The 24,475-nt window shown below is 47.7% G+C and carries 24 protein-coding genes, 1 riboswitch and 1 other annotated feature; of the genes, 10 read left to right on the top strand and 14 right to left on the bottom strand.

Going from position 1 to position 24,475, the window contains the following annotated elements:
• Positions 1-45 precede the first annotated feature (45 nt).
• On the top strand, positions 46-411 hold the full coding sequence (locus tag PQI28_RS03705; protein ID WP_214695922.1) for a DUF1499 domain-containing protein: 366 nt from the start codon (positions 46-48) through the stop codon (positions 409-411).
• Positions 408-1,832, top strand: a complete 1,425-nt coding sequence (locus tag PQI28_RS03700; RefSeq protein WP_214746981.1) for a dihydrolipoyl dehydrogenase family protein — start codon at positions 408-410, stop codon at positions 1,830-1,832. Before PQI28_RS03705 ends, PQI28_RS03700 begins: the two co-directional genes overlap by 4 nt.
• 32 nt (positions 1,833-1,864) lie before the next feature.
• Here PQI28_RS03700 and PQI28_RS03695 read toward each other — a convergent pair whose 3' ends face one another.
• The 3 genes from PQI28_RS03695 to PQI28_RS03685 all read right to left on the bottom strand — a co-directional run bounded on the left by PQI28_RS03695 (position 1,865) and on the right by PQI28_RS03685 (position 3,682).
• Complete coding sequence (locus tag PQI28_RS03695) at positions 1,865-2,644, bottom strand: flagellar motor protein MotB (protein WP_271305946.1); 780 nt, start codon at positions 2,642-2,644, stop codon at positions 1,865-1,867.
• Positions 2,622-3,404: a flagellar motor stator protein MotA gene (gene motA, locus PQI28_RS03690; protein WP_074034258.1), complete on the bottom strand. Its 783-nt coding sequence runs from the start codon at positions 3,402-3,404 to the stop codon at positions 2,622-2,624. Before motA ends, PQI28_RS03695 begins: the two co-directional genes overlap by 23 nt.
• An 86-nt stretch (positions 3,405-3,490) precedes the next feature.
• The gene (locus PQI28_RS03685; RefSeq protein WP_224862903.1) at positions 3,491-3,682 is read right to left on the bottom strand and encodes a hypothetical protein; all 192 of its coding nucleotides are present in this window, start codon (positions 3,680-3,682) and stop codon (positions 3,491-3,493) included.
• Positions 3,683-3,882: 200 nt separating this feature from the next.
• Here PQI28_RS03685 and PQI28_RS03680 point away from each other — a divergent pair, with 200 nt between their 5' ends.
• Entirely contained in the window at positions 3,883-5,262 is a 1,380-nt protein-coding gene (locus PQI28_RS03680) for a TrkH family potassium uptake protein (RefSeq protein WP_339962555.1), read from the top strand.
• A gap of 185 nt (positions 5,263-5,447) precedes the next feature.
• Positions 5,448-5,732, top strand: coding sequence for a hypothetical protein (locus PQI28_RS03675; protein ID WP_224862901.1), 285 nt, complete (start codon positions 5,448-5,450; stop codon positions 5,730-5,732).
• Between the two features lie 92 nt (positions 5,733-5,824).
• On the opposite strand, the gene PQI28_RS03670 is transcribed toward PQI28_RS03675, so the two are convergent.
• On the bottom strand, positions 5,825-6,895 hold the full coding sequence (locus PQI28_RS03670; RefSeq protein WP_214746995.1) for an SDR family oxidoreductase: 1,071 nt from the start codon (positions 6,893-6,895) through the stop codon (positions 5,825-5,827).
• Positions 6,892-9,066: a PAS domain-containing sensor histidine kinase gene (locus PQI28_RS03665; RefSeq protein WP_339962554.1), complete on the bottom strand. Its 2,175-nt coding sequence runs from the start codon at positions 9,064-9,066 to the stop codon at positions 6,892-6,894. The genes PQI28_RS03670 and PQI28_RS03665 overlap by 4 nt, the downstream gene beginning before the upstream one ends.
• 126 nt (positions 9,067-9,192) lie before the next feature.
• Here PQI28_RS03665 and PQI28_RS03660 point away from each other — a divergent pair, with 126 nt between their 5' ends.
• Both PQI28_RS03660 and PQI28_RS03655 read left to right on the top strand, forming a co-directional pair.
• Positions 9,193-9,687: a restriction endonuclease gene (locus tag PQI28_RS03660; RefSeq protein ID WP_339962553.1), complete on the top strand. Its 495-nt coding sequence runs from the start codon at positions 9,193-9,195 to the stop codon at positions 9,685-9,687.
• Positions 9,688-9,904: 217 nt separating this feature from the next.
• On the top strand, positions 9,905-10,387 hold the full coding sequence (locus PQI28_RS03655) for a hypothetical protein (protein WP_015880506.1): 483 nt from the start codon (positions 9,905-9,907) through the stop codon (positions 10,385-10,387).
• Positions 10,388-10,442: 55 nt separating this feature from the next.
• Here the strand turns inward: PQI28_RS03655 and PQI28_RS03650 are convergent, their stop codons facing one another.
• The gene (locus PQI28_RS03650) at positions 10,443-11,066 is read right to left on the bottom strand and encodes a DUF1836 domain-containing protein (protein WP_214747004.1); all 624 of its coding nucleotides are present in this window, start codon (positions 11,064-11,066) and stop codon (positions 10,443-10,445) included.
• A gap of 151 nt (positions 11,067-11,217) precedes the next feature.
• On the opposite strand from PQI28_RS03650, the gene PQI28_RS03645 reads away from it, so the two are divergent.
• Complete coding sequence (locus PQI28_RS03645) at positions 11,218-11,868, top strand: diacylglycerol/polyprenol kinase family protein (protein ID WP_074034266.1); 651 nt, start codon at positions 11,218-11,220, stop codon at positions 11,866-11,868.
• A 152-nt stretch (positions 11,869-12,020) separates the two neighbouring features.
• The gene (murB, locus tag PQI28_RS03640; RefSeq protein ID WP_339962642.1) at positions 12,021-12,941 is read left to right on the top strand and encodes a UDP-N-acetylmuramate dehydrogenase; all 921 of its coding nucleotides are present in this window, start codon (positions 12,021-12,023) and stop codon (positions 12,939-12,941) included.
• An 87-nt stretch (positions 12,942-13,028) separates the two neighbouring features.
• Here the strand turns inward: murB and ald are convergent, their stop codons facing one another.
• The 4 genes from ald to trhO all read right to left on the bottom strand — a co-directional run bounded on the left by ald (position 13,029) and on the right by trhO (position 17,092).
• Positions 13,029-14,159 carry an alanine dehydrogenase gene (ald, locus tag PQI28_RS03635; protein ID WP_214785614.1) on the bottom strand — a complete coding sequence of 377 codons (1,131 nt, stop codon included), beginning with the start codon at positions 14,157-14,159 and terminating at the stop codon, positions 13,029-13,031.
• A 132-nt stretch (positions 14,160-14,291) separates the two neighbouring features.
• Positions 14,292-15,515, bottom strand: coding sequence for a PucR family transcriptional regulator (locus PQI28_RS03630; RefSeq protein WP_214760789.1), 1,224 nt, complete (start codon positions 15,513-15,515; stop codon positions 14,292-14,294).
• Between the two features lie 91 nt (positions 15,516-15,606).
• Entirely contained in the window at positions 15,607-16,032 is a 426-nt protein-coding gene (locus PQI28_RS03625) for a divergent PAP2 family protein (RefSeq protein ID WP_214695945.1), read from the bottom strand.
• A 118-nt stretch (positions 16,033-16,150) separates the two neighbouring features.
• The gene (gene trhO, locus PQI28_RS03620) at positions 16,151-17,092 is read right to left on the bottom strand and encodes an oxygen-dependent tRNA uridine(34) hydroxylase TrhO (RefSeq protein WP_214695947.1); all 942 of its coding nucleotides are present in this window, start codon (positions 17,090-17,092) and stop codon (positions 16,151-16,153) included.
• A 228-nt stretch (positions 17,093-17,320) separates the two neighbouring features.
• On the opposite strand from trhO, the gene PQI28_RS03615 reads away from it, so the two are divergent.
• Positions 17,321-17,965, top strand: a complete 645-nt coding sequence (locus PQI28_RS03615; RefSeq protein ID WP_214785617.1) for a TVP38/TMEM64 family protein — start codon at positions 17,321-17,323, stop codon at positions 17,963-17,965.
• A gap of 18 nt (positions 17,966-17,983) precedes the next feature.
• Here PQI28_RS03615 and PQI28_RS03610 read toward each other — a convergent pair whose 3' ends face one another.
• Both PQI28_RS03610 and PQI28_RS03605 read right to left on the bottom strand, forming a co-directional pair.
• Positions 17,984-19,267, bottom strand: a complete 1,284-nt coding sequence (locus tag PQI28_RS03610; RefSeq protein WP_214785618.1) for a Na+/H+ antiporter NhaC family protein — start codon at positions 19,265-19,267, stop codon at positions 17,984-17,986.
• Positions 19,268-19,336: 69 nt separating this feature from the next.
• A riboswitch (SAM riboswitch) is annotated at positions 19,337-19,432 on the bottom strand.
• Between the two features lie 98 nt (positions 19,433-19,530).
• The gene (locus PQI28_RS03605) at positions 19,531-21,210 is read right to left on the bottom strand and encodes a GGDEF domain-containing protein (protein WP_339962552.1); all 1,680 of its coding nucleotides are present in this window, start codon (positions 21,208-21,210) and stop codon (positions 19,531-19,533) included.
• 153 nt (positions 21,211-21,363) lie between these two features.
• Positions 21,364-21,575 (top strand) — a binding site (T-box leader).
• Positions 21,576-21,633: 58 nt separating this feature from the next.
• Here PQI28_RS03605 and argS point away from each other — a divergent pair.
• A complete protein-coding gene (argS, locus tag PQI28_RS03600; protein WP_339962551.1) occupies positions 21,634-23,316 on the top strand; it encodes an arginine--tRNA ligase in 1,683 nt (560 codons plus the stop codon).
• Between the two features lie 44 nt (positions 23,317-23,360).
• Here the strand turns inward: argS and PQI28_RS03595 are convergent, their stop codons facing one another.
• Both PQI28_RS03595 and PQI28_RS03590 read right to left on the bottom strand, forming a co-directional pair.
• The gene (locus PQI28_RS03595; RefSeq protein ID WP_337874890.1) at positions 23,361-23,939 is read right to left on the bottom strand and encodes a metallophosphoesterase family protein; all 579 of its coding nucleotides are present in this window, start codon (positions 23,937-23,939) and stop codon (positions 23,361-23,363) included.
• The gene (locus PQI28_RS03590) at positions 23,936-24,427 is read right to left on the bottom strand and encodes a YajQ family cyclic di-GMP-binding protein (RefSeq protein WP_015880519.1); all 492 of its coding nucleotides are present in this window, start codon (positions 24,425-24,427) and stop codon (positions 23,936-23,938) included. Before PQI28_RS03590 ends, PQI28_RS03595 begins: the two co-directional genes overlap by 4 nt.
• Positions 24,428-24,475: the final 48 nt, after the last annotated feature.

Here is a 24,475-nt window from a genome sequence, read left to right as displayed (position 1 = left end):
CAGGCTACATATATAGATGTATGTAGAATGAGGGAGGTTTTTGTTATGGCCAATCAGTCATTAAAGCCGTTAAAAGGAAGTCCAAATGCCGTCTCGACGCAAACCTCGATTGAAGAGTTACGCATGTCTCCGCTCCCATATGCGGGTAGTCGCGGCCAATCAATTGAAGCGATCAAGATGGCAATGAACCAATTGCCACGGGCCGAACTGATCAAAGAAACAGATGAGGGCCTTCATTATGTGGTGACCTCGAAAGTGATGCGTTTTAAAGATGATGTGAATTTTCTATTTGATGATTCCACTCAACAAGTCGAGTTTCGGTCTGCGTCACGTGTCGGCTATTCAGACTTTGGCGTGAATCGGAAGCGGATGGAAGATGTGAGTGAACGATACCGGAGGTTGATTCGATGAAGGACTATCAGTTGATTGTCATCGGCGGTGGTGCCGCTGGGATGACGGTAGCAGCAGGAGCAGCGAACTTAGGCGCGAAGGTCGCGCTTGTTGAAAAGAACAAACATTTAGGTGGCGACTGTCTGCACGTCGGATGTGTCCCGTCGAAAGCATTGATTGCCGCCTCGAAAGAAGCGAATGCGATGATGCGCGCAGCGCGGGTTCTCGGAACAGAATTCAATGGAGGCGAGCATTATCAAATGTCGAAAGCACGAGTCGACAAGGCGCGCGCTATTATCCAAGACCATGATGGGACAGAACGTTTTGAAAAGATTGGGGTCGACGTGTACATCGGAGAAGCTTCTTTCCAAAGCCCGACAGAATTGAAAGTCGGGGACGATTTATTGATTGGAAAAAAATTCGTCATCTCGACCGGCTCAAAACCGACAGTCCCTCCAATCGACGGATTGGATCAAGTCCCATACTTAACGAACGAGACGGTTTTTGAAGAAGAGACGCTTCCGGAAAGCCTCATTGTCATCGGTGCCGGGACAGTCGGCCTCGAGTTGGCACAATCGTTTGTTCGACTCGGCTCGCAAGTTACGGTACTCGAGGCACAGGATGCGTTCTTGCCAAAAGAAGATGAGGACGTCTCAACTTACCTAAAATCTCAACTCGAGATGGCGATGCGCTTAAAAATCGGCGTGAAGGTCAACCGGGTCGATGAAGTCGACGGTCGCATTCGTGTCACGACAGAGGTGGACGGCGAGACAGTCGAATATGAAGCAGATAAACTGCTCATGGCGACAGGGCGTGTGCCACGCATCGACGCGCTTCGTCTCGATCGTGCAAACGTTCAAGTGACGAAAGGATACATCGATGTCTCCTCTTCGTATCGGACGTCACAGCCGCATATCTTTGCGATTGGCGATACGATCAAGACGTTACCGTTCACACACGCGGCTGGCGAAGAAGGGAAAGCCGTTGTTGCGAACGCACTGTTTGGACTATGGAACAAGGTAGATTACAGTAAGCTTCCTTGGATCACGTTCACAGATCCCGAAGTATTTCACGTTGGGATGACGGAGAAAGAAGCGCGTGAGCGTTACGGGGATGACATCGAGACATATGAAGCGAAACTGTCGGAAGTGGACCGTTTCATCGCCGAACGCCAAGAGGCGGGCTTTGTCAAAGTCATCACGAAGAAAAATGGAAAGATTATCGGGGCACATGCGGTTGGTGAATCAGCTGGCGACTGGATGCAAATCGTCGTCTATGCGATGCAACGCGGCGATAAGATTGGCAAGTTGTCACGCATGATTTATCCTTATCCATCGCGCAGTGAAGCGGTGAAGAAAGTGACGGATCTCTACTGGCGGAAACGCTTGTTTGAAAGTCCGCTCACAGAACTAGCGAGACGTTACTTCAAATTGACGCAATAACACAAATCACCCACTCGTTTGAGTGGGTGATTTTAGTTCGGTAAGGTGATCGTTTCAATCATCTTCGGTTCGCCCTCCGATAAGTCGACGAGCGGTTTAATCAACACTTCGACGCGTCGGTTTTTCGAACGACCTTCTTCTGTATCGTTCGTGGCGATTGGTTTGAATTCCCCGTAACTTGCGAGTGTAAACTGAGCCGGGTTCAGTGCATCATTCGTCAATAATCCACGCATGAATGCCGTCGCACGTGCTGAACTGAGCTCCCAGTTCGATGGGAAGCGGGCCGTGTTGATGGGGATGTTATCCGTATGACCAGAGACGACAATTTCTCGCTTTCCAGCCTTCTCTAAGATTTGACTGATGTTTTGAGCCACATTTTGAGCATCGGCATCAAGTGTCGCCTCTCCTAAGTTGAAGAGGGCGCGGTCTTGAATTGTTAAGACGAGACCACTGGAGTTAATCGTCGCTTTAATTTGGCTCTCTAACCCGTTCTTCTTAATGTATTGGTTCACATCTTCTTTCAACTCATCGAGCTGAGCGAGCTCGTACGTGCGCGGATTGGCGGTCGTATTCGTGTTATCTGTCCGACTGATGTCGCTGTTTGAGGCGGTCGAAGCTTGGAAGACACTGACGCCTCCAGAGAATACTTGGTTGAACGAGCGCGACATTTTCTCTAGCTTCGTCTGGTCGATGTTACTCGATGCGAACAATACGATGAAGAGCGCGAGTAAGAGCGTCAATAAGTCGGCGTAAGGAATGAGCCAACCTTCTGGAATGTGTTCTTCATGATCATGCTTCTTTTTGCGTTTCATAGTCAGCTCGCTCCTTTGGAGACAAATACACAGACAGCTTATCTTCTAACGTTTTTGGAGATTCACCGCTTTGAATCGATAAAATCCCTTCAATCATCATTTCTTTGATGACGACTTCGCTCTTCGAATACTGCTTTAATTTATTGGCAAACGGGAACCAAAGTACGTACCCGGTGAAAATCCCGAATAGTGTCGCGACGAAGGCCGCCGAAATGGCGTGTCCGAGTTTTTCGATATCCGACAAATCTTTCAGGGCGGCAATCAATCCGATAACGGCTCCGAGTACCCCGAGCGTCGGCGCATATGTCCCGGCCTGGGTGAAGATGTCGGCGTTCGCCTTATGACGCTGTTCCATGTTTTCGATGTCACGTGACATGACTTCCGCAATATACTCAGAAGGTTGACCGTCGATGACCATCATCATGCCTTGGCGTAAAAATGGTTCTTCGACTTGTTCGAGTGCTGTTTCAAGAGATAATAGACCCTCTTTCCGAGCTTGCGTCGATAAATCGACAAATTGTGTAAGCAATCCAGATTTACTTGGGAGTTCTTGTTTTTTGAACAAGATTTTAAATAACTTCGGTACATTTTGAAGCTGTTCTTTCGATACGGCGATACTGACCGCAGCAGCTGTACCGACGAAAATGATAACGATTGCGGCAGGGTTGATCAGCGGTGCGATACCCGCTCCTTTTAATAACATTCCACCAACGAGGGTGAGGAACCCGAGTATGAGCCCGACTAACGTAACGACATCCATGTCTTTGTTTTCCACCTTTCCGAAATAAATCAGGACAAAAAAAGCGAGAGACGCTACTCGTCTCCCGCAACATGCGTTCCCGATGATTAAGCGCCGTTTTCATCAATCAGCATTTGAATGCTGATGTTTCGTTCTTCACGCTCTATATCGGTTAATACGTCGTATTTTTTTAACAATGCGTACAATTGATTCACGACTTCTTGCTCAAGTGACCAATTGAGTAACTCTTCTAGCTGAAAATAAAGGTGAGCGGGCATACATTGTGATTGTCGCTCCAACCTTCGCGAGACATCCTCTATCGAATGATCTACCGTACTAGGGTCCACGGTTTCATTCAACCTCCTCAACATTCTTAAAGTCTATCTCCCATAATACCAAAAATTCGAGGAAAGCGTTAGAGATACATTTTCTTGTTGGCATTTAGAAAGGCGAGGAGTAACATGAGGCTTAGAATAACAGAAGTGAAGGGGATGTCGTGATGCGACATAGACTGTCAGCGCGTGAGATGCGCTTGAAGCGAATCGAGGTACTTTATCGAGTCGTGTTTGAAAAACCTGCTCGCTTTATCGCGGGAGGATTTTTACTTGCGATTTTTATCGGGGCAACACTTTTATATATGCCATTTGCTCAAGAAGAACCAGTGTCTTGGATTGATTGTCTATTTATCGCGACTTCCGCGGGTACCGTGACCGGATTGTCGACAGTCGACATCGGATCGTCGTTCAATCTGTTTGGAGAATTAGTGATTGTTGCCCTCATTCAAATCGGGGGTCTCGGGTTCATGACGATTGCGTTGATGCTCCTCAGTGTATTAGGGAAGAAAATTGGATTGAAACAACGGATTCTCTTGCAAGAATCGCTAAACTTAGCCGGACCCGGTGGAACGGTTCGTCTCGTGCGAAATATCGTCTTCACGACGGTCATTGTTCAATTTATCGGGATGCTATTTTTGACGTTCGAGCTATATAGTACAGAGAGTTATTCTTTTGGTGCGGCACTTTACTACGGCTTTTTCCATGCCGTCTCTGCCTTTAACAATGCAGGCTTCGCGTTGTTCCCGGACAGTCTAATGTCATTTGAACAAAACACGGCGATTGTCGTGACCATCGCCCTCATGATCATGATTGGGGGTCTCGGGTTCACGACGATTGCCGATGCGACAGAGGTGCGAGGATGGAAGCGTCTCGCCCTCCATTCGAAGATCATGATTCTGTCCCTTTTGGTCATCAATGGGGTAGCATGGTTCGTGCTCATGATGTTTGAGTGGGTATCAAACGAAGGTTCTCTCTATGGGCGGTCCATCGGTGAGGCACTACACGTGACCTTTTTCCAAGCCGTGACGACACGTACGGCCGGTTTCAATACGATTGATATCGCAACGATGGCACCTGCCTCAATCGGTTTGATTTTAATTTTGATGTATATCGGGGCCGGTGCAGCTTCGACGGGGTCAGGGATTAAAGTGACGACGCTAGCGGTCATCTTTGCGGACATGTGGGCGTTCATTGCAGGTAAGAAAGAAACGGTCATTATGGAGCGGACGATTGATGCGTTTCAAATCAAAAAGGCATATGTTGTCGCCATCTCGAGCTTCTTCTTCATCCTGATTATCACGACACTCGTCATTTTGACGAACGGTCATATTCCAGCGAGCGCCATTCTGTTTGAGACGGTGTCGGCGTTCGGGACGGTCGGGTTATCATTAGGCATTACTTCTGATTTGAATGCTGCCGGCAAAGGGTTCATCATGTTCATGATGCTTCTTGGACGTGTCGGATCGTTGACGATTCTCTTTACGGTCGCACGACAAGCCGACCGCAAGATTCGCTATCCGAAAGAGAAGATTTTGATTGGTTAAAAAAGAGCGTATGAAGAAAGAACGTATTTGGCTGCAATCCATGCATAGGGGATTGTAGCCTTTTTTAGGTCTATACTAATCAGAAGGCGAAATCGTTTTTTATCAGCTTTTATACCATTTAATCATTGGTATATAATGGATTTAAAAATGAGTAATCTGTCTGAATCGATTAAGGGGGTTTTAACTTGTTATCTTGGCTAGGTATAACAAAAGGAGAGGAAGAAGGACGTCCATTCTTCGGGGATGTATCAAAAAGAGCGGTGACGCTTGTTTTGCTCACCTCACTGATACTGATGAATGTGGTGAAGTCACTATTCCTTTACCTGATTCCAAAAATATATTTGGAGGATGCACTCATTGCTGTTCTCCCTGGTATAATCGGTCTTCTCGTGGCGTTGGTCTATATCCTCGTTCTCGAGCGTCTGCTACACGAACAAGCGATTTCTCATAAAAAAATGGATCAAGTATAAAAAAACGAGTGTACTCTCGTTAAGGAGTACACTCGCATTCGACCTGTTGATCCCGATCATTCAGTTCATTATAGTTGAAGCCCTGAACGCATTCAGGGCTTTTCGTGTGTCATGAAATATTGGACGACCTCCGGTAGGTAATCTTGAAGATCCGGACAGACGATTCCAGTCCCATCAAGCGCACGAATCGTTTGCGTCGTATCGAAATGGACAGGATGTTTGAAATAGTCTAGCAGTTCGTGCGGAACATCCAGTTGTGCGGCGTTTTTCCAAGTCGTGAATGCGACATCTGCAACAGCATGAGGGACCGTGCCGCGAGGAGGACGGTGGAACATCGTCTCATGTAGCATGCGATACACTTCACGCGCACCATGCGGGAAAGGGTCCGTCAAATGAAACGTCCGTTTCGCCCCGACTGGCGAGTGTGCTAAGAAGGCGGTCGCTTCCACGACATAATCATAAGGAACTAAATTCACTTCGACGTTCGCACGTCCGATATAAGGGAGCGGTCGCATCTGTTGAAGTTGCGCCATCAATTTCAATACAAAATAGACACCGTCAAACTTCTTCGTTTCACCTGTTCGACTATGTCCAATCACAATACCAGGACGAATAATAGTGATTGGCATTGTGCCCATCTCGCGGGAGACGAGTGCTTCCGCTTCATATTTAGTCGCTTCATAATGATTTTTAAATCGAGCCCGATGCCAGAGTTCGTTCTCATAGACGGTCCCTTGCCTGCGACCGGCAATATAGGCCGTACTGAAATAGACGTACCGCTTTAACTGTTTCGACCGTTTGGCGAACGCCGTGACGTGTTTCGTACCGAGGATATTGATTCGATACCCCGTGTCATACGGAATGCTCAAGTCATAGGCCGCAGCTAGATGAAAGACGTAATGCACGTCACGCTCGATGACAGAGCGCATAATCGGATCGAGAATCACTTCCGGTAACGTGATGTCTGCCTCCACTAAGACGAGCTGACGAGGCTCGAGGGATGTCGTAGACAGCAACGTGTCTCGTAGTTCTTCCGCTTCACGCTGTTGGTTAGGGAGATGAAGCGCATAGATAGTTCCGATTTGATGAGGCAACGACGCAAGATGTTCGATTAACTTTCCAGCTAAAAATCCAGGGAATCCGGTAAAGGCATAATCGTTCATGATAGTTCCTCCGCTAAGTCTAGTGTGAATGTAAACGTCGATCCTTTTCCGACAGTCGATTCCACTTCGATGCTGCCGCCATGGGATTCGATGATTTCTTTACAGATGGACAAGCCAAGACCGGTCCCACCAATTTTACGTGTATCGGAGTTATCGACCCGATAAAACTTTGTAAAAAGTTTCTCGAAGGCGTGTTCAGGAATACCGATTCCGAAGTCACGAATAGAGACGTGGGCCTGGTTGTGGTCGTGCCGGACCCGTACTTCAATTTCTTGTTCGTTCGGCGAATACTTGATTGCATTCGAAATTAAGTTGACAAGTACTTGTTCAATGCGGTCCCGGTCAGCAATCAAGCGTAGATCTTCATCAGCGTTATCAAAATGAATGGCATGGTCATTCGTTTCACGGAAGCGTTCAACCACCTCTAAGACGAGTTCATTCAATGAGAACTGATCTTGCTTGTATTCCTGATGACCACCCTCCATGCGTTGAATGTCTAAGAAGTCATTGAGTAACGCCGTTAACCGTGACGCTTCCCGTGACATCGTCTTCAAGAAACGTTCTCGCTTATCAGGCGTCAAATCGCGAGCGAGCATCAACTCGATGTAACCAGATAATGAAGAAAGGGGTGTCCGCAGTTCATGCGAGACCGTACTCACTAGCTCATTTTTAATCTGGTCCATCCGCTCCTCTTCCGTCCGGTTACGGAATACGAATAAGAAGCCGCTGTCCATTCCGATTTGTCGTTTCGTATCCATTGTCGTGCCATACATCTCGTAATATTCCTCATCCCGATCGTTCGGTTGTGGGATGGAGAAACGCATGGACACTTCCCGAGCCGTTCCGTCTAACAGTTGATCCATCTTACGTAGCATCTCGCTTCGGTCGCGGGGACGGAACGTGGAGAGGAGGGGGATCCGCTCTTGTATTTTATTCGGGGCGATCCCAGGTAAGTCCATGAGACGTCGCGCATGGACGTTCATGAACAAGACACTCCCGTTCGACTCGGTCAAGACGAATGCTTCGTTTGACGCTTGTAAAATCGATTGAATGATGTCCCGTTGGCGGGCAATCGCATTTTTCTCTCGTTCGAGCATGCGTTCTATTTTTTTTCGGTCGCTAATGTCACGCATGACGGCGACTCGTAACGTTTGGCCAAGATACGTCACTTCTTTCGGGTAAACCTCCATCTCTAGAAACGTGCCGTCCGCTCGTCGTCCAATCACTTCATATGGCGTTTGGATATGATTGCGAATCCGTCGCAACACATCTGCCCGATATCCTTCGGCAATAAATTCAACCGTTTGCCGACCGACCATTTGTTCAGCTGGGATTTTGAAGATGGATTCCGCTGCTTTGTTCGCGTCAAGAATCATCCCGTCTTCGTGGAATAGGACCGCCTCGATGACAGATTCGGCAAACATGCGATAGCGTTGTTCCTTATAACGAAGTTCTCGTTTTAGTTCAATCTCAGGACTCACGTCAAATACGAAGAAAAAGAATCCGATGAGTTGCTCTTGTTCATATACCGGGTGCATAAAGAGTTTTCCGATAAAATGTGTCCGGTCTTTACATTGAAATTTCCACTCACGGTCTCCTTTGTCGAGCGCGAGGCGTAACATTTGTTCGAACGAAAGCAACCGTTCTGTCTCATCTTGATAGGCAGAACGCTTTTCGCTCAGCTCCCTTGACTCGAACAAAGCGAACGGGGTCATCTCATATAACACTTCATGAGGGGCGTAGCCGAATAGTTCCGTCGCACCCTGATTGAATCGAGTGATCAACATATTGGCATCCGTCATGATCATCGCCATGTCGAGCTCGGTGTTCATCATTGCTTCAAACGCATTGTGTTGAATCGTCACGCGTGTATCGAGAGGGAGTGGTTCGATGGAAAGAATGTAGTGCTTTTCCCAAGGGATGGCATGCACGCGCATCATCGGCAGTTCATACATCCATGGAAGTCCTTGCTCCATTCGGCGAGATAATTCCATCGTCATCGGAGACTGGTTGACCATATGAAAGAGGTTCGTACGAGTCTGTAGATTCTCTGGAAACTTTTCTAGGAACGGCCGGTTTGCCTGAACGATTGTTCCGTCTTTTTCTATTAAAGCAACCCCGTAAGGTAATGCATGTAATAACTCACTGTGGAGATTGGTGCGATTCTCCATGAACGATCATCCCTCCTTCGTGGTGTCAGACGAGCATATCTTCTATAACATTCGACAGGTCCCCCTTTCATTTCCTGCCCTCGAAACGGTAAAGTGGGAGAGAGGACGTGGAAAGGAACGATGGGGATGATTGGATTACTTATTAGTATGGTCGGTGCTATTGGTCTATGGTGGTTCGGAGCACCGCTTTGGAGCAGTATCTTACTACTCCTGTTAGGAATCGTGTGGTTCGTCTGGAGAGCCCGACTGTCGACAATCGACCGAATCGATCGGATGGATGGCCGAGAATTCGAACTGTTCTTAGAGGATGTGTTTACGGCGCTCGGATACACGGTCACCGTGACACCAGCCTCGCGTGACTTCGGGGCAGACTTGTTACTCGAGACACCAGATGGATGGTCGATTGCGGTACAAGCGAAACGGTATGAAAAGGTAGTCGGTCTTGAAGCGGTTCAACAAATCGCGGCTGCTGTTCCGTATTATCAGGCACATGAAGGATGGGTCGTGACGAACTCGACATTTACGGACAGTGCGTATGAATTGGCAGCGCCAAATCAAGTTCGTCTGATTGCAAGAATGGAGCTTGAAGAACTCTTAAAAGAAGCGGGATATAAGCGATAAGAATAGGCATGTTCACAAGTTCGACAGAATCCAAAATGATGTCGAAAAAAAGGGCTTGTCTTTTTCTTTAATCGATGCAATAATCATCTTCGTCATATGAAATATGTAGTAGTTGAAACGAGATAAAAACTACACAGAGAAACGATTGGGGTTTCAAGAAATGCCCGACCGTACACATACAAACAATCACGGTTGGAACGTGCTAGGAGGAAAAGCGGTGCGCAAATTAATTTATGTAAAAGGTTGCGTCTTTACGCAAGGCGAGGCGACCATTTATGATGAGACAAATGATGCGATCGGATCTGTTCACCGCGACGCGGAAGGCAGTGTCCAAGTGCACAATTTGTCTGGACGACAGATCGCTCACGGGAAGTATATCCCGAACTGCCAAAAATGGGTCGTGATGAACCATGACGGACAGGCGATTGGTCAATTGAAAGACAAGTTCTCGTTATTCGGGAAAAAGTGTGAGTACAACGTCTATGAACGCGGACTCTTCACGATTCAATACGATGTGGAACGTCATAAGTTCAGCGTCCGTGACAAAGCAGGAAAACTTGTCGCGGAGCTACGGAAACAAGAGGACGACACGTTCTGCTTAACGAAGGAAGCAGATCAGCTATCGATGTTCGAACTCCTTTCTGTCTTAAAAACGTTAACGGTTAAATCGCGGATGCCGCTCGCTGCATCTGTCTCATAACGATGACGAGCACCGGTCCTTGACCGGTGTTTTTTGATGCAAAAAAACCGTTCCATCAAATGAAACGGTTCAAATAGTGTTTGGCCTCGAGCTCGAGTGTCGTCACACGGTGTGCGTACAAACAGAGCTTTAAGACATGAATGATATTCGGATGTGTGTATTTCGTTTTTTCGAGAGAACGCTTGGCACGAGTATCGAGTAAATCAATCGGACTCGTCGACTTGGCGTACTCCGCATACAGGCGATAAAAATCAATCGGAGTGATGAAGTCGTCTTCGTCCCGGTCAGGGTTGTTGAAGATAAGTGCCAATAAGGAACTTGTCTCTTCAAGTGAGAAAAGGTGTTTCAAGTCATCAAGAAGGTAGATGATGGCTGCTTGATGCAAGGAATACTTTTTACCGATTCGTGGGACTCCGATGATTTTACGGACTTCACGCTTCGTCCAATTTTGAATTGTCGTCGCCGAGAGATGTTCTCCGGTCAATGCGTTCGCAAGGGCGACGATTTGATTGATCGACAGACCGTTCTTTTCAATATGAAACAAGTGGATTTTTCGAAGCTCTTTTGGAAAATGTTCACGCACGTCCTCAGGGAAGAGGGCGATGGCTCGCTCGATTTCTCCGACCTGCATGAAGTGAAGGCAATCTGCCAAAGTTTGAATTGAAGTTGCGTCGCGCATACGGCCACCCTTTCTATCACCAACATCGTACGTTGGCTATACAGTCATTTGACCTCATTCTACCAAATGTTTGAAAAGTAAGCTAGGATGGGCACTGATTAAGGTATAATGACGGTATTATACACATCCTATACATAGAGGTGGTCAAGCAATGAATGAATGGATTAGTTCGATTCTTTCCATCGTGATTGTCCTTGTATTTCTCGTCGGTCTCGAACAAGTTGGAAAGCGTCTTGGGTGGACGGACGAAACGATTCGAAAAAGTGTACATATCGCAGTCGGACATTGGTCGCTACTAGCGGTCTGGTTAATGGATTCTTGGTACGTCGCGGCAGTCCCGCTCATCTTCTTCACCTTCGCGAACGCGGTCTTGTTATATAAAAGCCCATCACCGGTACATCAGACGGAACGGAAGTCTTTCGGAACGGTCTATTATCCAATCGCTTTACTCATCATTTTATACTTCTTCTTCGAGTCGGAACCGATTGCATTTTTAGCGGGATCACTCGTCCTCGCCTGGGGTGACGGGATGGCTGCATTGATTGGACGGAAGTACGGGACAGTCATCTATGATTTGTACGGTCAAAAGCGCTCCTTCCAAGGGAGCGTCGCCATGTTCTTAAGCTCGTATGCGGTCTTATTTTTATTGTTTTTGTGGAATGATGTCGTCATGTGGCAAGTGGTAACATATGGATTTATCATTTCCATCATCGCCACGCTGACTGAAGCGATTTCATACCGGGATTGGGATAACTTTACAATTCCGATTGTAGTGGCTGTAGCGACATCGCTATTGTTATAAACTAATCATGACATTGTAAGAAAAACGTTGCTTGTCACGTCCGACAATCATTTGTATACTGTGTTTCGTACTGAAACCATTCAGTGACGTGCTCGGTACGAGGAAGATGTGATCGAGACACTTAAATAGAACGTAAAGGATTGAGTGAACGCATGAGCTTTTTACAGCAACTCCAGAGTATTATTCCGGCCGAGCGCGTCCTCCAAGACGAGCCGCTGTCGGCACACACGTATACAAAACTAGGCGGGAAAGCAGATTACTTCGTAGCCCCACACACGTACGAAGAAGTCCAAGCCGTCTTAGAACTAGCCCATCAGGAAGCAATGCCGTTCATGATCCTCGGGTTCGGTTCAAACTTGATTGTCCGCGACGGGGGAATTCGCGGAGTCGTTTTAAACTTGAATGAACTGAATACGATTCGTCGCGAAGGGAACCGAATCGTGGCACAGGCCGGGGCAGCGATTATTGATGTCTCACGGCAAGCACTTGCGGAAGGCCTATCCGGTCTTGAGTTCGCTTGTGGTATCCCTGGAACGGTCGGTGGCGCTGTCTACATGAATGCGGGTGCATATGGGGGAGAAACGAAAGACGTCATCACGTCTGCGACAGTATTGACGTCCGACGGACAAGTGCTTCATTTGTCAAAAGACGAATTAGAACTCGATTACCGCACGAGCCGTGTATCAAAAGAAGGGTTCATCGTGTTAGAAGCGACGTTCGAGCTCGAACCGAAAAACTACGAATTGATCAAAGAAGTCATGGACGATTTGACGTATAAACGTGAGTCGAAGCAACCGCTCGAATATCCTTCGTGCGGAAGTGTCTTCAAACGTCCGCCAGGCTACTTTGCCGGCAAGTTGATTCAAGACTCTGGTCTTCAGGGCAAACGAATCGGAGGAGCAGAAGTATCGCTCAAGCACGCAGGATTCATCGTCAATATTGCGGAGGCGACTGCGACGGAATATATTTCGTTGATCCGTCACGTGCAAGCGACCGTTAAAGAGAAGTTCGAAGTGGAATTAGAACCGGAAGTGAAAATCATCGGGGAAGATATCGCTGTCGAAAACGCATAATGAGAAGAAGGGACTGAGCGATTATGTTCGGTCTCTTCTTTTTTGTACGAAAAAGACGACGAGAACGGGCATCTCGTCGTCTTTCACTCACGCTTGTGTTTGTTTTGAAACTGCCTCATAGGCAGGGACGAACGGATACTCTAAATCACGAGCGACCGCTTCGTATGTGACCGTCCCGTTGATGACGTTTAAGCCTTTAAGAAGGGCATCATTTGCGAGGAGTGCCGGGAACACACCTTTTTGTGCACATTCGATAATGTATGGCATCGTTGCGTTCGTAAGCCCCATTGTCGATGTGCGTGGCACGGCACCTGGCATGTTGGCGACGGCGTAATGTTGCACACCGTAACGTTCATACGTTGGTGCATCATGCGTTGTGATATGATCGATTGTCTCACAAATTCCACCTTGGTCAATGGCGACGTCAACGATGACCGATCCTGGTGACATGCGTTGTACCATTTCTTCAGTGACAAGTTTCGGTGCTTTTGCCCCAGGAATCAAAACGGCACCGATGACGAGATCACTCTCAGCTACTTGTTTGGCGATGTTGTATTTGTTCGAGATTAACGTGTTTATTGTGTTTCCGAACAAGTCGTCGATTTGACGAAGACGAGCCGGGCTGATGTCCATCAAGGTAACACTCGCACCGAGACCAATGGCGATACGCGCTGCATTCGTTCCGACGACACCGCCTCCGATGACCGTGACGTTCGCACGAGGTACGCCTGGGAGACCTGACATGAGGATTCCTTTTCCACCGTGCGGTTTTTCGAGAATCTGTGCCCCGATTTGAGCAGCCATCCGACCTGCGACTTCACTCATCGGTGTGAGAAGCGGTAACGTCCGGTCGACTTCTACCGTCTCATACGCGATGGCAGTGATACCTGAATCGACGAGTGCTTTCGTTAATTCTGGTTCTGCCGCTAAGTGTAAATATGTGAAGAGCGTCAAATCAGGACGGAAGTATTGATATTCAGACGGTTGAGGCTCTTTTACTTTGAGCGCAAGCTCGACGCCTTCCCATACTTCTTTCGCCGTTTCAACGATTGTTGCACCGGCATCGATATATTCCATATTCGTGAAACCACTGCCGAGACCGGCATTCGTTTCGACGAAGACGTCATGTCCGAGTTCCGTTAACATAAATGCACCCATTGGTGTCAAAGCCACCCGATTTTCATTGTTTTTAATCTCTTTTAATACCCCGATTTTCATGGAACATTCCCCTTTCATTCCGTTGACACAAATTGTTCACACCCCTAGTATAGACCCATTCGAAAACGCTGTCTTTATCATGGATTCTAAAAACGAAGACGCTCACTTTGTGAAAAAACACAAAGCGAACTTCTAGTCTTCTAATCGATATTGACCGGCTTTAATCGCCAAATAAATCATGGACCGTTCTGGTAAGGAAACTTGCGTGATATTCGTCAACTCTTCGATGCGTCGAATCCGATACAAGACGGTATTTGGATGGATATGAAGGTGGGCGGCGACCCGCTTTACGTTCCCATCGAAATAAAAATACCATTCGAGCGTCTTCACGAGTTCGGTCTGATGGGATGAGTCATAGTGTTGCAACCGTTCGACGGTCGGATGGGTTTCCAGTCGAAGTCCAATGCGACGTGCCAGTTCAGGGACGAGTTGATAAATCCCGATCTGTTCGAAGGCGCGAGAAGTCGCGAGCTCAAGAGGGAACTTACGACGAAGTGTTGTGACACGTCGTGCCTCTTCCGCTGCGGCGTACAGCATGTCACTTTCGAAAAAACGCCGACTGATTCCGAGTCGTGGCTCAGATTCAGTGAACTTGTCTTGAAGCAACTGCTCGAACCGTTCCGCCCAAGCGAGCAATTCCACTTCTTCATCGGAAAGTTCGGATTTCATATAATGCCAGACGAGTAATTGCTGTCCATCGATGGCATGTAAGACCACTTCGATCGCTTCTTGGGTCGCGAGCACATAATGCAGACGTTCAGCGAGTTGCGGGGTGATCGGTTGAGCGCATTCAATAATCGTCAATCGACTGGCGACGGCGATGGGCGCGAGTTCGTTCAATCGTTCGCGATTGGCATCGGAAAGTGTCGGGGAAGCGAGTACATCTAACAAGAAACGCTCGAGCTCTGCGCTAATGCGTCGTTCGTGCATCGCGATGGTCATGAGCAACTTCTTAGCAATGGTCGCTCCTTCCTGCAAGATGGCTAATTCTTGAGTGGTGAATGGGTTCGTTCGAGCCAAGCTCCAAATATAACCGAGTACTTCGTCATGTTGTTTGATCACGATAGCCGCACGTTCGCCGAGCCCGACAGCGAGCCGTGCCGGAATGACGACAGGCTCATCTTGGTCGATGACTTCTCGTAAAATCCCACTTTCCCATAAGTCTTCAATGACGGCTTCCGGAACACGACGACCGATGATTGTAGCGATCCTGGCCGGGTCGGTCGAATCGGGATGGGTGCTATACGCCAGTAACTGGTGGTGGCGATTTTCAATCGTAATGGGTGCTCGAATCGCTTGACCGATTGCTTCGGCGAGTGTATCGAGAGACTCATAAGATTTCTGCAAAAAAGGCATGTCGATTCCTCCTCTCTCTGAGTATAACTTCTTCTTTGTGAAACTTCACAAAAAGAATCGAGAGTGTGAGAAATGACATACCCTTAGTTGATTACATGGGGAAAAACAATCCGACAACGAGACCGAGAAGCGCCCCGACGATGACTTGGAACGGCGTGTGCCCGACAAGTTCATTCAAAAGTGGAGTCTCGTGTTTGATCCCTTTGAAATAATCGTTCAATAGTCGGGCCTGAAAACCGACTGCTTGACGGACGCCGGTCGCATCGTACATGACGATGGTGGCGAAGACGACAGCGAGGGCAAACATACTCGAGTCGATGCCTTCCATCCGTCCGATTGCCGTAGCGAGTGCGACGACCGTGGACGAGTGTGAACTCGGCATACCGCCTGAAGCGAACATGATTTCAATTTCAAAATCCCTTGTTTTAATAAGTTCGGTAACGAGCTTGGCTGCTTGGGCGATAAACCAAGCAAGAATCGCAGCGAGTAAAGGTTCGTTAAACATGCATCTATTCACTTCCTGTCTGACATAGTAACTTCACTATACCCGAAAGAGGCGCTGGCTAGACGTTAAGATTTCGTCAAAAAAAGGTGTCACGGACGGCTTGTCCATGACACCTTTTGGTCGATTTTTGTTACCCGACTACTCCTTCAGTTTCCTGAAGTTTCTCTGCAATGTTGTCGATGATATAACGGTTGCGTGGGTGTTCTTGACACTCTTTCGAGCATGAACGCATTTGTTTCGGTTCACACTCTTCACAACAGAAATGTTGCACATTGCACTCCGGGTTTGCACAATTAACGTAACGAACCGTCTCGGTTCCACAGTGCATGCAGTGTGAAACAACAGTCGGGTTCACAGAGTTAACAGGGACGTTGATGCGCTCGTCAAAGACGTAAAGCTCACCATCCCAGTTTTCACCTTTCGTCGCTTCGTCTTTTCCATACATTGCGACGCCACCTTTTAAGTGGAAGATGTTGTCGTGACCTTGGTCACGCATATATGCTGTAAATTTCTCGCAACGGACGCCACCAGTACAGTACGTGAGCAGTGTTTTCCCTTCGTAGAGGTCTTTGTTCTCTTCGAGCCATTCTGGCATGTAACGTGAAGCCTCTACATCGATTTTGATCGCGTTTTTAAAGTGACCAAGTTCGTACTCGTAGTTGTTACGAACGTCGAGGATGACGACATCATCACGATTCATCATCTCTTTCCATTCTGCTGGTTCGAGGTATGCACCGTGTTGTTTCGGTACATCAAACTCACCATCAAAGCGCCACGTCACGAGCTCTTTCTTGTGACGGACAAAAATTTTCTTGAACGCATGCTCTTCGACTTCATCGATTTTGAACTCGATATCACTGAAGAGTGGGTTTGCCTTCAAGTCGTTCATGTATTGCTCAGTTTGTTCCCAAGTACCAGAGCACGTCCCGTTGATTCCTTCGGAGGAAATCAAGATGCGTCCTTTGATGCCGAGGTCTTTACAATACTTCAAATGTTCTTGCGTGAGTGTTTCTGGGTCTTCGATGTTGACGTACTTATAGTACAGCAAGACCCGCATTGGTTTTGTTTCCATGTTGTGTTGCTCCCCTGTGTTCAGTTTTTTGCAGGAAAACGAACGTTGGGTTGTGTCGTTCGACGAATAGACTTGCCTGCAACCACAAGTCCATTATTATATGATAAATATCACGACGAATTTTCGCAAATGGTTTTTAATTTTTTTTGACGAATGCAGGGAGATGCGTCTTGCAAATCGAATTCGGGTAATAGAGTAGTAGTAACGAAAGTTGAAGGTGGAACGACTATGCTCACTTCTCTCCAACAGTACATCATCCAATTAATCGAATGGCTTCAAAGTTTGCCTGGCGGTCCTTGGGCCGGACTCGGCGCTCCATTTTTAGAAGCGATCTTTCCGTTTTTGCCACTCGTTTTAATCATTTCAGCGAATGCGGCAACATATGGTTTTTTGTTAGGGGTCCTTTTATCATGGATCGGGAACTTACTCGGAACGATTGTCGTCTTCGCGGCGGTCCGATATGTGTTTCGTAAACCGATGACGCGTTGGCTCGAAAAACATAAAGCGGCGGTCTATTGGTTAGAACGAATCAACCATATGAGTCCGATCTCACTCGGGTTCTTGTATTCACTCCCGTTCATCCCGGTCAGTTTGATCACTTATTTGCTGGCGCTCATTCAGATGCCGCTCCGTACGTTCATTTTGGCGGCGGGATTTGGGAAACTACTTGTTGTCGTCATTTTCTCGGTCATCGGGGATCAATGGGAAGAATTTATCCAAAGCCCGTTTCGTTTATCGATGCTCGGTCTGCTTTTGGTCGCGTTGTGGGCCATCAGTCGAGGACTAGAAGAAGTGCTCAAACGACGCGCTTTCAAAAAACGCAACGAGCAATTGAAACAAGAGATGGTGACCAAACGACAAACACCCCTTTGAATAAAGGGGTGTTTTTACTTATGACTGCTTTTTAAAACGCGGGAAATTGAATGCGATGGCAATCCCTCCGCAGATAAAGAGGAGGAACGGATAAAACATGAACGGGACGAGGTCAGGCGAAGCGGTCTTCGTCAACTCTGCGGCGATGAGGAGTTGCGCTCCATATGGAAGAATCCCTTGTACACCACATGAGAAGATATCGAGTACGCTCGCTGATTTCTTCCGTTCGATATCATATTCGTCCGCAATGTTCGCGGCGAGTGGTCCGGCTACGAGAATGGAAATCGTATTGTTCGCCGTCGCCACGTTCGTCGCACTGACGAGACCAGCGATACTCCACTCGGCACCGGCACGTTTTTGAATCCGTGACGTCAATGCATCACGTAAATACGTGAGTCCTCCGTTGTGAGAAATAAGTCCGACGAGTCCGCCCATGAGTAACGTCAAGAACGAGATTTCAGCCATACCGACCATGCCATCGGCGATAGCGGTCACAAATGCCGTGACGGATAAGCTTCCGTCGAGAAGACCGATGATTCCTGTTAGCGTGATCCCTCCTAACAGGACGAGAATGACGTTCAGTCCAGTTAACGCGAGTCCGATGACCGCAAGATACGGAATGAGTTTATACCATTCGAATGCGGCGACATCGACCGTCGATTCACCGTTTGACAAGACCGCGAGTAAAATCGTCGTGATGATGGCAGCTGGTAGAACGATCCAGAAGTTCGTCCGGAACTTATCACGCATGTTCGTCCGTTGCGTCCTTACGGCAGCAATGGTCGTGTCCGAGATGAATGAGAGATTGTCTCCGAACATGGCTCCGCCGACCACTGCCGCGGCTGCGATCGCGACGTTCACACCACTCTCCTCATGGATACCGAGGGCAATCGGCGCAAGTGCCGCAATCGTCCCGGTCGATGTACCCATTGCCATTGAAATGAAAGCAGCGATGACGAATAGTCCACTTAAAAGAAGCGATGGGGGTAAAAGCGTCAACGCCGCGTTAACCGTCGCGTCGATGGCACCGATTGATTCAGCTACAGTTGAAAAGGCACCGGCCAGTAAGAAAATAAAGATCATAATGATGATTCCCGGATTTCCGGCACCTTGTGCGATGCGTTCCACGGTTTGTGTGGCGCTTCCTTTTGTCATGAACGCTGCAACCATCAATGCGATCATGGCTGCGACGAGGACTGGAAACTTATAAAAGTCCCCATAGTAGACACCCGCCCCGATGAAAAAGAGCAAGAAGACGAGTAACGGCAGAAGTGCCCACTTGTTTGCTGTTGGTTGTTCCAAAATAATCACCTCACTAAAAAATAAAAAGGACCTTTTTCTTGAGAAAAAGGTCCTTCGTGTGAAATACCCTTTTCATCTTTCGAGCAATACGCCCGCTGGATTTGGCACAGGTTCCCCGCTGCCGAGACTTCATAGGGCCAGTCCCTCCGTCTCTCTCGATAAAAAGTTAAGCTATCCTATTATCAAACACGTTCCCTAACGTACCTGTTTCAAATCTAGTTGTCAACCTAAAAACTCCCCAATTCGATGTGAGAAAGGGGAGTTTACGTCGTTAAATTGTTGAAGTGCGCCACACGGTTACGTCCTGCATATTTTCCACCAACATACAGGGCACGGTCCGCGTTTCGAATCGTATCGTCGAGACGCTTGTTTCCGAACGCTTCGATCGTGTCGACACCAATGGACGCGGTGACAGAAATTTCATGGTGGTCGACAAGAAACGGTTTCGCTTCGATTTGATGGCGAATTCGTTCGGTGACTTCGATTGCTTGGTTCATGTCACAATGATTGAGCAGTAAAATAAATTCTTCGCCGCCATAACGTGCAGCAAAGTCATCTGGGCGAAGCACCTGACGGATTCGTCGTCCAAACTCTTGTAATACATGGTCCCCGACCTGATGACCGTACGTATCGTTGATTTTTTTGAAAAAATCAATATCGAGCATGGCGACCGATATCGGATATACCGACATATCGGATATTTGTTGAATGCCATATTCATAAAACGCACGCGCATTGGCGAGAAGCGTTAAACTGTCCGTCCGACTCTCGGTATAGAGGCGGTCCCGTTCGTGACAACGGCTAATGGTTCGGTTGAACGATTTTAACAATTTGATGATTTCGTGCTGAATAATCTTTGGATAACCGTATACAGGTTCTCCCGTCATGACAATCCATGTACGAATCTCTTCGATTTCCTCCGAACGAACAGAAACGAAGCTGTGGTAATCGTCGTGGAAAGCATCAGAAAGGGAAGTATCCCATTCAAAGCGCATTTCATAGTCGAGGACTTGCTCGATTGGCTGACTCATGTCAAGCAACGTAAAGACGATGGGTCGATCGATGGGTTGTCGTGTCTTCAAATCAAAGTAGAGGGTGCGTTCAAACAATTTAAACTCGACATACCCTTCATCATAATGATTCAGCTGTTCGCATTGACTTAAAAACACTTCGATAGCTTGTGCCTCGCTCTGTGACAAAGAAACGGCCTCTTTCGCTTCATCGTATTGCTCAATCAAGGATTTAAAAGCATCTTGCCGCTCTTTTTGAATGAGGAGCCGCTTTATGAAGAACGTCAACGCAGCGGCGATGCTACTGACGACGAGTAAGTTGGTCTCTCGGAAAAACGCTGCCGCTAAGATGAAAATTAAACTGACGACGTACGTGTAGAAGGCGATTTTCATAAAGTCGCTCAATGCGATGTCGACGCGGAACCACCATCTCACCTGATATTTTTGGAACACCGTGTTTAAGAAGATGGCAAGGAATAATCCAGCAAGCGGCACGAACGAATCTTGCGAATAAAAGTCGAGACCGGTCTCCCCACCGAGGGCGAGATAGACAGCTGCCGGTATGACAATCTCTAAGTACGCCGTAATAGCATTCCACGGATACGTGAAGCGGAAGCGACGGATGGCGACTTTCGGTTTCAAGTTGGCGAATTGAAAGACGAACAACCCGATTTGGTTGACGATGAGTGCTGTTTCAAATCCAAAGAATAAAAATAAGATTAAAACGATACTTTCAGAAAATGTGAAGTACACACCTTTGACTTCGATCGAGTCGAGTTGAAAAATGATGACAAGCAACGAAATTAAAATAAACGACAACGAATCGATTGTTGGGGCGTGTAGGATATCCAATGCAAATAATGCGATGGTGAAGATGAACAGGGCACTCCATATACTCCAACCGAGCACGGACATCTTACGAAAGTGGTTCATGTGTTCCCTCCTAGCATGGGACATTCAAGATCTAATAGTAAAGATTCGTCACGATTTCGTGTGAGTCCTGCTTCTATCCAATGATGCTTGAATTCTAGCATTGAGTATACACGGAATATCCTCTATAATGAAATTGCTTTTCAACCGCATAGACGAATGTCGATGAAAAAGAGAGTAACGATGGTTTAGTCAACAAAGCGACCTGGGGATTGGTGAGAGCCTAGGCTGACAAACGTCGCGAAACGCACTTTTGAGATGCTATCCGAAACGAGAGTAGGCATAGCCGGAGGGAACCGTTATCACCATAAAGCGGTCTGCGTCATGCAGGCAAGAAGAGTGGTACCGCGGGAATTCCCGTCTCTTTGCATCTATGCAAAGGGCGTTTTTTTTATGAGTTGTGATACGAAGAAGGAGGACATACAAATGAGTTATGAACGCAAGTACGCAGAAGCGTTATCACGTGTCATCGGAGACGAGCTCACGATTGACCAGATTGAAGCATTGATTGAGAAGCCAAAACACGAGGCGCACGGTGACCTCGCGTTCCCATGTTTCCAATTGGCGAAAGCCTACCGTAAAGCACCTGTCATGATTGCGACAGACATCGCGAATGACTTGAACGATGAACTGTTCACAAAAGTCGAGGCGGCAGGACCTTACGTCAACGTCTTCTTGAGCCGTGACGTCGTGTCAAAAGAAATCATCAACACGGTGCTCGATGAAAAGTCAGAGTACGCGACACACGCAACACGCAATGAAACGATTGTGACGGACTTCTCGTCACCAAACATTGCGAAGCCGTTCTCGATGGGTCACTTACGTTCGACGGTGATCGGGAATGCGATCAACCAAATCGCACGTAAAAACGGATATGACGTTGTCGGCGTCAACCACCTCGGTGACTGGGGTACACAGTTTGGGAAATTGATGGTCGCATATAAGAAGTGGGGCGATGAGGAAGCGGTACGTGCCAATCCGATCGCAGAACTCTTGAAATTATATGTTCATTTCCATGAAGAAGCGAAGACACAACCAGAACTCGAAGACGAAGGTCGCGCGTGGTTCAAGAAGCTTGAAGACGGCGATGCGGAAGCGACAGAGCTTTGGCAATGGTTCCGTGACGAGTCACTCAAGGAGTTCCAAAAAGTATACGACCTCCTCGGTGTGAAATTTGAGAGCTTCAATGGTGAGGCGTTCTACAATGATAAGATGGGACGCGTCGTCGCGATGCTCGAAGAAAAAAACCTCTTAGTCGAAAGTGAGGGCGCCATGGTCGTCTCGCTCGAAGAAGAGAACTTACCACCATGCCTAATCAAGAAGAAAGATGGCGCGACATTGTACGCGACACGCGACTTGGCAGCAGCGATCTATCGCTATGAGACGTACAACTTCGTGCAAGCGAACTATGTCGTCGGTGGTGAACAGGCGCTTCACTTCAAACAACTCTTCTCGGTTCTTCGTAAGCTCGGCTACGACTTCGTCGATGGCATGCATCACGTACCGTTCGGCTTGATCTTGCAAGAAGGGAAGAAGATGTCGACACGTAAAGGGCGCATCGTTCTTCTTGAGGAAGTGTTGAAAGAAGCAATCGAAAAAGCACAAGCGAACATCGAACAGAAGAATCCGGACCTTGCGAACGCAAAAGACGTTGCACGCATGGTTGGTGTCGGAGCGGTCGTCTTCCACGACTTGAAGAACGAACGCATCAACAACATCGAATTCGATCTCGACAGCATGCTCAAGTTTGAAGGGGAGACAGGACCTTACGTTCAATACACGAATGCCCGTGCGAACTCACTCCTCCGTAAAGGAAACTATGATGGCTCACCGTTCACTGGTGCAGATGATGACTACTCATGGGGTGTCGTCACGATGCTCAACGCGTTCCCACACGTCATCACGCGTGCACATGAACGTCGCGAACCATCCATCATCAGCCGCTACGTACTTGACCTCGCGCAAGCGTTCAACAAGTATTACGGTCATGTCCGCGTTTTAGAAGAAGATGCAGGCAAACAATCGCGTCTCGCGCTTGTAAAGGCAGTGACGCTCGTATTGACGGAAGGACTCCGTTTACTCGGAGTCGAAGCTCCGGAAGAAATGTAAGACAGAAGAAAAGACCTCAAAAAATTGAGGTCCTTTTCCTATGCTCATACTTTCATCCGCGTCACTGTTCGGGCTTCCGTGTCATAGAGACACCATTCCCGGTCAAAGATGACGGCACCGACGTTGATGACATATCGTTTCTTCTTCAAATGGAACGGTATTCCGATTTCCCACGGCAAGGATTTTCCTTTCCGGTAAATCCCGGGAATGTGACTATGTCCGATGAAGACGAGCGGATATTTACCTTTCTCGACAACCGGTTCCCAGTCTTCGTTCCACTTGACTTGATGCCCATGTAAAAAGCGTGCTTCTCCAAGAGTCGTCTGTTCTGGCAATAAGGAAATCCGTGTTTTTACGGGATGGTCGATGACGAGCACCTCGTCGATTCGCTCCTCCTGATTACCACGTAGACTCGGGAACGTCAGCAATGCTTCGTAATTCGGATCATACGTCACAACGTCTTCCGCATGATGAAAGCGCTCGTGACGTCGTTTTTTCCCGATGTGGCATTCATACAGGTCGCCGAGACAGAGAATGTGCTCGGTTTCCCGTCGGACATCATCGAGAACCGCCTTCAAATCATCAAACGAACCGTGTGGGTCACTGATGATTGCGAGTTTCATCGGAAGTTCGTGAATTGGGCGTCGACAGACAACTCAAGCTCACGAACGAGCTGCATCACAGCTTGAAGATCGTCACGCGATTTCCCCGTCACTCGGATTTGGTCGTCTTGAATTTGCGATTTGACTTTAAGTTTTGATTCCTTGATGGCGTTGTTGATTTTTTTCGCGTCATCTTTGTCGATCCCGCTCTTCAATTTCACACGTTGGCGAACCGTGCCGCCGAGTGCGTTCTCTACTTTTTGATAGTCGAGGTTTTTTGTCGGGACGCCACGCTTGATCAACTTCGTGATTAAGACGTCTTTCAATTGCTCGAGTTTGTAGTCGTCATCCGAGATGAGGACGAGGTCGCCGTTGTCGAGCGACATCTCACTTTTCGACCCTTTAAAGTCGTAACGGTTCAAAATTTCCTTCTCCGCGATTTGAATCGCGTTCTTCACTTCTTCAAGATTCATTTCGGACACGATATCGAAAGAATTGTCTTTTGCCATGTTTCATCCATCCTTTGTGTGGTTTTGTTATAATGATAGCAGATTTGA

This window comes from Exiguobacterium sp. USCH10, assembly GCF_037619445.1.
Taxonomy (GTDB): domain Bacteria; phylum Bacillota; class Bacilli; order Exiguobacteriales; family Exiguobacteriaceae; genus Exiguobacterium; species Exiguobacterium aestuarii_A.
This window is presented reverse-complemented; position numbering and strand designations above follow the sequence as displayed.

Coding starts and splice junctions, on each gene's coding strand:
- PQI28_RS03705 (WP_214695922.1), top strand. CDS start 46: ATGGCCAATCAGTCATTAAAGCCGTTAAAAGGAAGTCCAAATGCCGTC.
- PQI28_RS03700 (WP_214746981.1), top strand. CDS start 408: ATGAAGGACTATCAGTTGATTGTCATCGGCGGTGGTGCCGCTGGGATG.
- PQI28_RS03695 (WP_271305946.1), bottom strand. CDS start 2,644: ATGAAACGCAAAAAGAAGCATGATCATGAAGAACACATTCCAGAAGGT.
- motA (WP_074034258.1), bottom strand. CDS start 3,404: ATGGATGTCGTTACGTTAGTCGGGCTCATACTCGGGTTCCTCACCCTC.
- PQI28_RS03680 (WP_339962555.1), top strand. CDS start 3,883: ATGCGACATAGACTGTCAGCGCGTGAGATGCGCTTGAAGCGAATCGAG.
- PQI28_RS03670 (WP_214746995.1), bottom strand. CDS start 6,895: ATGAACGATTATGCCTTTACCGGATTCCCTGGATTTTTAGCTGGAAAG.
- PQI28_RS03665 (WP_339962554.1), bottom strand. CDS start 9,066: ATGGAGAATCGCACCAATCTCCACAGTGAGTTATTACATGCATTACCT.
- PQI28_RS03660 (WP_339962553.1), top strand. CDS start 9,193: ATGATTGGATTACTTATTAGTATGGTCGGTGCTATTGGTCTATGGTGG.
- PQI28_RS03650 (WP_214747004.1), bottom strand. CDS start 11,066: ATGCGCGACGCAACTTCAATTCAAACTTTGGCAGATTGCCTTCACTTC.
- PQI28_RS03645 (WP_074034266.1), top strand. CDS start 11,218: ATGAATGAATGGATTAGTTCGATTCTTTCCATCGTGATTGTCCTTGTA.
- murB (WP_339962642.1), top strand. CDS start 12,021: ATGAGCTTTTTACAGCAACTCCAGAGTATTATTCCGGCCGAGCGCGTC.
- ald (WP_214785614.1), bottom strand. CDS start 14,159: ATGAAAATCGGGGTATTAAAAGAGATTAAAAACAATGAAAATCGGGTG.
- PQI28_RS03630 (WP_214760789.1), bottom strand. CDS start 15,515: ATGCCTTTTTTGCAGAAATCTTATGAGTCTCTCGATACACTCGCCGAA.
- trhO (WP_214695947.1), bottom strand. CDS start 17,092: ATGGAAACAAAACCAATGCGGGTCTTGCTGTACTATAAGTACGTCAAC.
- PQI28_RS03615 (WP_214785617.1), top strand. CDS start 17,321: ATGCTCACTTCTCTCCAACAGTACATCATCCAATTAATCGAATGGCTT.
- PQI28_RS03605 (WP_339962552.1), bottom strand. CDS start 21,210: ATGAACCACTTTCGTAAGATGTCCGTGCTCGGTTGGAGTATATGGAGT.
- argS (WP_339962551.1), top strand. CDS start 21,634: ATGAGTTATGAACGCAAGTACGCAGAAGCGTTATCACGTGTCATCGGA.
- PQI28_RS03595 (WP_337874890.1), bottom strand. CDS start 23,939: ATGAAACTCGCAATCATCAGTGACCCACACGGTTCGTTTGATGATTTG.
- PQI28_RS03590 (WP_015880519.1), bottom strand. CDS start 24,427: ATGGCAAAAGACAATTCTTTCGATATCGTGTCCGAAATGAATCTTGAA.